The organism is Synechococcus sp. 'PEA 65AY6A-5F PE A' (genome assembly GCF_047462575.1).
In the GTDB taxonomy this organism is placed as follows: domain Bacteria; phylum Cyanobacteriota; class Cyanobacteriia; order Thermostichales; family Thermostichaceae; genus Thermostichus.
In genome coordinates, this window is sequence record NZ_JAOALE010000086.1 from 1 (window position 1) to 673 (window position 673).

Here is a 673-nt window from a genome sequence, read left to right on the forward strand (position 1 = left end):
CCCATCCACAGTGCCCACACTTGAACGACTTGCCACTGCGGTAGGATTGCGCAGGGTCGGGATGAATGTGCAAACACCGGTGGCAGGTCTGCGACGTGTAGGCAGGCGGAACAAGAATCAGAGCAACCCCCGCACGCAGAGCCTTGTACTCCAAAAATTGACGGAGTTGATAAAACGCCCAACTATTTGCCCGCCTACGCTCTGTCTTGCTGCGGGGCTGTTGATTGACCCTTTCCCGAATCCCTGTCAGGTCTTCCAGAGCAAGAGCGCTGTTTGTCGCCTTTGCCCTAGAGACAATAGCTTTGGAGATGCGATGATTGACCCACGCCTGAAAGCGCCTCTCCTTGCCAGACAGCCGTTGCAACAGTTCTCTGCATCTGCGCCGCGAACTGCGGGTGCCCTTACTGGCTTTGCGTTGGAGTACCGCCCTCAGCTTGGAGTAGTGGTCGCGGACTCGGTTCAACTGCTGTCCATTCCAGTTGTCCCCCTCTGACGTATGGGCGATATCCGTCCTGCCCAAGTCCACCCCGATCACCCTGTCGGTATCTTGTTGCTTGGGCGGGTTTTTCTCTACGCAAATCTGGATGTAGTAGGAGCCGTCCTTCCGCTGGACTAGGGTGGCCGATTTGGGGTTAGAGCCAGCCAGCATCCCACGCTGGTAGTTGCCAATGGC

1 protein-coding gene is annotated in these 673 nt (G+C 57.1%); it reads right to left on the reverse strand.

Annotated features, from left to right (window positions below; genetic code table 11):
* A partial coding sequence (locus GG26_RS13655; RefSeq protein ID WP_414391191.1) for an RNA-guided endonuclease InsQ/TnpB family protein occupies positions 1-673 on the reverse strand: 673 nt, incomplete at both ends.